This window comes from Candidatus Eisenbacteria bacterium (genome assembly GCA_013140805.1).
Classification (GTDB): Bacteria; Eisenbacteria; RBG-16-71-46; order RBG-16-71-46; family RBG-16-71-46; genus JABFRW01.
In genome coordinates, this window is sequence record JABFRW010000058.1 from 1 (window position 1) to 7,235 (window position 7,235).

Sequence of the window (7,235 nt, forward strand, 5' to 3'; positions counted from 1 at the left end):
GCGTCGGCCGCACCCGGTCGACGAAGTCCGCGAGACTCACGAACCCGCGCGTCGTGCGAGCCGCCACGATCCGCGCTCCCGCAGCCTCCGCAAGCCCGAACACGCGCGACAGCCCGACCCGCACCGCGGGCTGTGCGGGCGCAGCGCCCTCGCCCTCCTCGTACGTCCCCCCCCACTCCGAACGCTGCGCACAAGGCGCCAGGAACGTGACGCCGTGGCGGCGCAGGTCTTCGACGTGCACCCAGGTCGCGTACATGCCGGCGTGATGGTTGAGGATTCCGACCGCGTACTCGGTGGGGAAGTGCGCGCGGAGATAGGCGCCCTGGTAGGCGAGCAGGCCGTAGCCGGCGGCGTGTGCTTTGCAGAACGCGTAGGCGGCGAAGCGCGTGAGTTCGCGCCACACGAGGCGCGCGATCTCGGGTCCCACACCCGCGCGCCCGCAGTGGCCCACGAAGCCGTGTTCGAGCGAGCGGAAGTCGTCGTCGCCGCGACTCGCCGCGATCGCGCGCCGCAGTTGATCGCCCTCGGCGAGCGAGAGACCGGCGATCGCCGCGGCCACGGTCATCACGTCCTCTTCATAGAGCATCACGCCGTGCGTGGCACCCAGCACCTTCTCGAGTCGCGGGTGCAGGAACGTGGCGGGTTCGAGGCCGCGGCGACGGCGGCAGAACGCTTCTTTCATGCCCGACTCGGCGGGACCCGGGCGCACCAGTGCCACCGCGGCGATCGTGTCGGCGAGCGAACGCGTGTCGAGCATGCGCAGCAGGTTTCGCATCGCGGGCGATTCGAGCTGGAAGCAGTTGAGCGTGTCGCCGGTCGACAGCGACTCCACGGTGGCGGGGTCGCCGTCGGGCAGCGCTTCGACGTCGACTGCCACGCCGCGATGGCGCGTCACCAGCTCCACGCATTCGCCGATCGTCGAGAGTGCTCGATTGCCGAGCAGGTCCATCTTGACGAGCCCGATCGCCTCGATCGCGCGCATCTCGAACTGCGTCACCACGATTCCCTTGGCGGCGCGCTCGAGCGGCACGTAGTGGGTCAGCGGGCGATCGCCGATCACCACGCCGCCCGCATGAATCGAGAGATGCCGAGGTGCCCCGTCGAGCGACTCGGCGAGCCGCAGCGCTTCCGCGAGCACCGGCTCGCGCCAGTCCACCTCGCGCGCACCCGGCAAGGCCGCAAGCTGCGAGGCGTAGGGCGGCTTCATGTCGCGCGGCACCCGCTTGGCCAACACGTTGACGCGCGCGTTCGGCACACCGAGCGCCTTGGCGGTCTCGCGAAACGCCGAGCGTGCGCCGAGCGTCGAATGCGTGGAGATCATGGCGACCTGCTCGGCGCCGTAGGTCTGGTAGACGTGCTCGATCACCGAGTCGCGACGCTTCCAGCACAGGTCGATGTCCAGGTCGGGGCAATCGCGACGCTGCGGATGCAGGAAGCGCTCGAAGTAGAGCCCGTACGCGATCGGATCCACGTTCGTGATGCCGAGCACGTACGAAACGATCGAGCTGGCGCCCGAGCCGCGCCCGGCACTCGGAATGCCGTTCGCGTGGCAGAAGCCGATGATGTCGGCGACCAGCAGGAAGTAGTCGGTGAAGCCGAGCTGATCGATCATCGCGAGTTCGTGCTCGAGCCGGCTCGTCGCCTGCGCCACCACGCCGCGCGAGCGCGCATAGCGCCGCGCGATGCCGGCACGCCCGAGTGCCAGCAGGTGCCCGCGGCCGGTTTCGCCCGGCGGCACCGGCGCGCGCGGAAAGATCGGCGTGCCGAGTGTGAGCTCGAGCCGGCAGCGCGAGGCCGCGAGCAGATTGTTGGCGAGCGCTCCTTCGGCCACTTCGGGCAGGCCCGCGCCCGCACAGGTCGCGCGCACGCGGCGCGTCCATTCGGCGGGCGTGGCGAACCACGCATCGCGCGTGGCGAACGAGCCCGCCGGCATGCGCTCGATGAGCTCGCCCGCCGCCGCCGTGACCGCCACGCGGTGTGCGTCGTGCTCGGTGGCCGCGCGCATCACCACGTCGCCGGTCGCGATCATGGGTACGTTCAAGTGCCGCGCCGCCGCCGCGCGTTCCGCCAGCCGCACGCGTTCGGCGCCCACCCCGCGCACGCCGAACCACAGTCCGCCCGGCCGCAGCGCTTCGCGCATGCCGCGCGCCGCACGAGGCGGCACGCCGAGTGGCACCCCTTCGGCCGGCGGCACGCCCGCGCTGATCAAAGAAGCCGCGAGCCCCGGCGACTCGACGATCACGTGCAGACCGTTGTGCAGCTCGGCGAGTCGCGCGACCGCGTCGAACGTGTCGTCGAGCCGCCGCAGTGTGAGCAGCCGGCAGAGATTCGCGTAGCCCCGCCGATCGAGTGCCAGCAACAAAGCCGTATGCGGCCCGAGCGTGAGTTCCGCCCCGAGAATCGCCGCCAGCCCGGCGGCCCGCGCCTTCTGCCAGAAGCGGATCGCGAGATACAGGTTGTCGCGATCCGTGAGCGCGAGTGTGTGACAGCCGGCTTCGACTGCGCGCTCGATCAATGCCTCGGGTGACGCGGTGCCATACAGCAGCGACCCATGCGATCGCACCCGAAGCGGAACGAAAGCAGTCATGCCGAACTCGGAGCCGGGCGTGCCCGCGGAACCGGTCGGGGTTCCTCGCCGCCGCGCGCGCCGTGCGGTGCCTCATGTACCGTTCGCCGCAGGAGGAACCCATGGCCGACTTCAAGGCAGGCGATGCGGATTTCGAACGCCGCGTGCGCGAGAGCTTCGCGCGGCAGAAGGTGATGACGCTGTTCGGTGCCGAGCTGACCGTGGTCGAGCCCGGGCGCGTCACGATCGAGTTGAACTACCGCGATGACCTGGTGCAGCAGCACGGCTACATGCATGCCGGCGTGCTCGGCACCATTGCCGACAGCGCGGGCGGCTACGCCGGCTACACGCTGATGCCGGCCGGCTCGTCGGTGCTGAGCACCGAGTACCGCGTGCATCTGCTCGCACCCGGCCGCGGCGAACGCTTCGCGGCGACCGGCCGCGTGATCCGCGCCGGTCGCACGCTCACGGTGTGCGAGCTCGAGGTGGAAGCGATCGAAGGCGAAAAGCGGACGCGCTGCGTGTGGGGCAGCCAGACGCTGATGTGCCTGCGCGAGCGTTCCGACATGCCGCCGGGGTAGAGGCTGCACTACGCCGTGTTCGGGAAGTGCGGGTTCTCGATCACGCCGATCAGGTTGCCGAACGGATCGCGCGCGGTCGCCACGAAGATGCCTTCGCCCACGTCCTGCGGCTTCTCGACCTCGGTCGCGCCCAGCGACAGCAGTCGCGGCCACGACACGCTCATCTTGTCGACGCCCCAGTAGACCAGCAGACCACCGGGCCCGGTCGCGGCGCCGGGTTCGTTCGGCAGCAGGCCGAGTTCGTAGCCCGCGATGTTGAAGCCGACGTACGAAGGATGATCGAAGTAGGGCTCGATGCCGAACAGCGACGCATACCAGGCCTTGGCCTGGGCGAGATCCGGGACGCGGTACATCGCGGTGTAGAGCCCCTTGAAGTGCGACGGCTTCATGCGGTCCTCCGAGGTGGGGGGAGTGAGGCGCGACTACTTGGTCAGTGAGGGCGTTCGGAGCACGAAGCCGTGGCGGTCCTCCTTCACGCGTCCTTTCAGGTTGAGCGCACGGCCCGACACCAGCACGCCGTGCCCGTAGGCGTCACGCACGCCGTCGAACGCTTCGTAGAGCGCCTGGCGGCGGCCGGCTTCGGCCTCGTCGAACAGGCTGCCCTGCTCGGCGAGATCGCTCGCAAAGTTGGAGAGCGAGACTCCCACCGCGTGCAGCGCCACGCGGCGCGTGAAGCGGCGGCACAGGATGTCGAGTGCGACCGCGAGTACCACCGGGTCGGTGCTCGATGGGATTTTCAGCGAGCGGGCCTGTTCGTCGCTCTCGTCGTCGGTGTAGCGGAAGCGCACCGCGACGGTGCGGGGCTGGATCCCCAGCTCGCGCGCCGCGCGACACGCGCGGCCGACCAGGTACTCGAGCATGCCCTCGATCTCGGTGCGATCCGCGGTGTCGCGATGGAACGAGGTCTCGCGCGAGATCGAAAGCGGGATCTCGCGCTCGGTCACGACCGCCGTGTCGCGCCCGCGGCAGCGCTCGTAGAGCATGCGGCCTGGCGAGCCGAACAGCGCGGCGAGCGCGTCGGCGGAGAGTGCCCGCAGCGCTCCGATCGTGTGCAGGTTCATGGAGCGGAGCGTCTTCGCGTGCGAGTGGCCGACGCCCGCGAGCTGCTCGATCGGGCGATCGACGAGAAACGCGTCGGCTTCCTGGGGCGTGATGCGCGCGAGGCCGTCGGGCTTGACGGTCTTGCCGATGAGCTTGGCGAGCATGCGATTGGGGCCGAGCCCGCACGTGACCGTGAGGCCGGTGGCATCGAGCACGCGTTGCTTGAGGCTGGCGCCGGCCGCGAGCAGGTCGCCGTGCAGGCGCTCGGTGCCGCTGAGATCGCAGTACGCCTCGTCGAGAAACGTCTCGACCGCGGGGGCGACGTCTCGGCAGCACGCGAAGATCTGGTCGGCGAAGCAGCGATAGACCTGCGCGTGGCCTTCGAGGATCACGGCGTCGGGGCACAGCCGCTTGGCTTCGCTCAGCGACATGCCGGCTTTGAGCCCGAAGCGCCGCGCTTCGTAGGAACACGACGCGATCACGCCGGCGCCCACGATGACGGGCTTGCCGCGCAGGCGCGGGTCGCGCAACTGCTCGATCGCGGCGAAGAACGCGTCGATGTCGACGTGCAGGATCCAGCGCGCCGGATCGGCGGCCGACCCTGACTGGTGCTTCTCCGCCTCCACCGCGGCGCACGACTCCGCGTTCACGGGTGCCTGACCGTTCGTGCCGGAGTGGTCGATCGCTGCATGCGATCGAGCCGGCGCCGCGGCGGTGGAGGAGAGCGGTGATGCGAGCAGCGGAGGGCGCTCGTCGTCGTGGACTGGGCTGTGGCGTTTGGTGGTCATCGCGTGGCCTCGTGTGAGTATGAAATGGCACATTTGTGCCATTCGCGGGCCGTGTTCTGCGCATGCGGTGAGCGGGGCATGGCGCTAGATCGCGTGAAGAGGAGCGAGGAAACGAATCGCGCGAGGGTAGGTCATGGGGTGAGCACGACTCTCGTCGTGGCCAACGTGCGTCCATCGACCCGCAAGCGAACGAAGTAGAGGCCCGGCGCGGCCGTGCCGCCTCCGGCACTCGCCGGCCATGCAGCCTCGTAGCGCCCGGGCTCGAATGACTCGCGAGCGAGTACTGCCACGCGGCGCCCCTGCACGTCCATCACGTCGAGCTCGAGGTTGCTGCGGAGCGGCACGTCGAACTGAACAGCGAGCCTGCCCGCCGACGGATTCGGCCCCAGCACTCGCAGCGCGAACTTGGTTGGCAACACGGTTGCCGTTTCTGCCTGACGACCGGGCTCGATCCGCTCGACGCGCACCTCGTGGATCGAGAACGAGGACCAGTAGTCGAGCCCATCGTCATCGGCTCGGTCTCGCGGCACATAGGTCAGCGAGAGCGTGTCGCTGGGAGTGAGCCTCGCCACCACGCCCGCCAAGTCCTCACGACGCGGATCGAGCGGGATCGCTCCGAGCGTCGCGCGCGCGAGGTCGTAGGTTCGCGTCGCGAGGTCGGAACTCGCACGGTAGGTCGCGGAGACTCCGGTCGCTCCGGCATCGAGGGGCATCAGCACTCGGCCCGCGCGGTCCCAGCGACCGGCGATGCCGAGCCACGGTTCGCCCTCGAGTGTCGGGCGGCGGACGGCTGGCCGCCACTCGCCGCGACCGTCTCCCGCCTGCCAGCCAAAGTCGTGTGCCGCGGCCGAGTCCTTGATCGCCACTTCGACCCGGTAGAGCTTGATCTGCCGCGACTCGCCGCCGTCCGCCAGCTCGAGCGCCAGGCGCGAGAGTGCGACGGGATCGCCGGCAACACGGTGGCTCGATGATTCGGTCGAGGCTTGTGGGGGCTCGGAATCGAGTCGAACTCCCTGCGCCACCGCGCCGCACGAGGTCTTGGCGTTGGGGTTGTTGCTGAGAGCCGACCAGTTGCTGGCCTCATCGCGGGTCTTGATGGCGACGTAGTAGCGCGTGCACTGAAGGAGCCCCGAGAGCGTGAAGAACTCCTCTTCGCCGGCGGGTTGAGGTGTGGGCTCGCCGGTCGCCTGGGTGGCGGAAGCCCAGGTGCTCGTGGTGATGGGCGAAGTCGAATAGCGAATGTCGTACTGGGTGGCGCTCCGCGTGAGGCTATCGTCGCCGAGTGCGGTCCACACGAGACTCAACGAGTGCTGGCCAATGAGATCGATCGAGAGTGATGCCTTGGCAGGCCGGATGCCGTCGAGCACCGTGATGGCGGCGTCGGACTTGTCCGATCCGATCTCGATTCCCGAGGGACCCGACGTGTAGGTCCCCGCCGTGTGCTGCACTTCGATCAAGCATCCGGTGCAGGTGTCGAGAGCCGCCGGGACCGTGATGCTCGCGGCCCCGGTGTCGGGTCGCGCGTGCGCGAGCAAGATGCGTGAGCCCGTCACACCCTTGCGCGCATACAACTCGACCCTCGCCGAGTCGCCACGCCCGCGTTGCCAGGTGACGCTCGCGGTGCTTCCGGTGGTCCAGGTCTGGCCGCCATTCGGCGTGAGCAGTTGTCGCGGCACCGAGTGGCCGCTATGGACCAGGAACAGCGTGTGGTCCGGGATCCCAACCGTGCCCGAGTAGTCGACATCAAAGCACGGCGCCTGAGTGAACACGGCTGCGTTGTAGCCCGAGATCTCGTTGAAGTCCACTCCGCCGATTGCCAGCCGGGTCGGGTCGAGCGAGCGGATGTCGACGAATGCTGAGTCCAGCAGCAGGTGGCCGTCCACGAGCACCCTGAACGAATATCGCCCACAGCCAGAGATTCGTTGTTCGGTGAAGGTTGCAACATGCGTCCCAGCGTCATACGACGCGACAAGGGTGTCGAGCAGAACGAGACCTTTGCCGGATCGCCACGTCCATAGTGAGTCCGAGAGGCTCGGGATTCGCACCGCGGCGACCGGCAGCGCACTATCGAACTCATCGACGCACTGCATGCCCGCCACATTGACCGTGAATCTCAGCGCGTCGGAGGCGCCGTCGATAGTGCAACGCGCTTTCTGTAATTTCACAGGTTCCTACCTGTCGCTCTCTGCGTTGATGTAGGTCCGTTCGGTTTCCCACTCGTCACTGGCTTCGGCGAGGATGGCGGTGACGAGTCTCAGC

General features: G+C 68.8%; 5 protein-coding genes. 1 reads left to right on the top strand and 4 read right to left on the bottom strand.

The annotated features are described in order from the left end of the window. A partial coding sequence (locus tag HOP12_05580; GenBank protein ID NOT33627.1) for a DNA polymerase III subunit alpha occupies positions 1 to 2,587 on the bottom strand: 2,587 nt, incomplete at its 3' end. A gap of 101 nt (positions 2,588 to 2,688) precedes the next feature. On the opposite strand from HOP12_05580, the gene HOP12_05585 reads away from it, so the two are divergent. After that, entirely contained in the window at positions 2,689 to 3,147 is a 459-nt protein-coding gene (locus HOP12_05585; protein NOT33628.1) for a PaaI family thioesterase, read from the top strand. Between the two features lie 8 nt (positions 3,148 to 3,155). Here the strand turns inward: HOP12_05585 and HOP12_05590 are convergent, their stop codons facing one another. The 3 genes from HOP12_05590 to HOP12_05600 form a co-directional block, all read right to left on the bottom strand. After that, positions 3,156 to 3,536 carry a VOC family protein gene (locus HOP12_05590; GenBank protein NOT33629.1) on the bottom strand — a complete coding sequence of 127 codons (381 nt, stop codon included), beginning with the start codon at positions 3,534 to 3,536 and terminating at the stop codon, positions 3,156 to 3,158. A 33-nt stretch (positions 3,537 to 3,569) separates the two neighbouring features. After that, positions 3,570 to 4,976 carry a DNA polymerase IV gene (locus HOP12_05595; GenBank protein NOT33630.1) on the bottom strand — a complete coding sequence of 469 codons (1,407 nt, stop codon included), beginning with the start codon at positions 4,974 to 4,976 and terminating at the stop codon, positions 3,570 to 3,572. Positions 4,977 to 5,107: 131 nt separating this feature from the next. After that, positions 5,108 to 6,865: a hypothetical protein gene (locus tag HOP12_05600; protein NOT33631.1), complete on the bottom strand. Its 1,758-nt coding sequence runs from the start codon at positions 6,863 to 6,865 to the stop codon at positions 5,108 to 5,110. Between the last annotated feature and the right edge of the window lie 370 nt (positions 6,866 to 7,235).

Bases quoted from the DNA above. Each gene is read 5' to 3' on its own strand.
- HOP12_05590 (NOT33629.1), bottom strand. From the start codon at position 3,536: ATGAAGCCGTCGCACTTCAAGGGGCTCTACACCGCGATGTACCGCGTC.
- HOP12_05585 (NOT33628.1), top strand. From the start codon at position 2,689: ATGGCCGACTTCAAGGCAGGCGATGCGGATTTCGAACGCCGCGTGCGC.
- HOP12_05595 (NOT33630.1), bottom strand. From the start codon at position 4,976: ATGACCACCAAACGCCACAGCCCAGTCCACGACGACGAGCGCCCTCCG.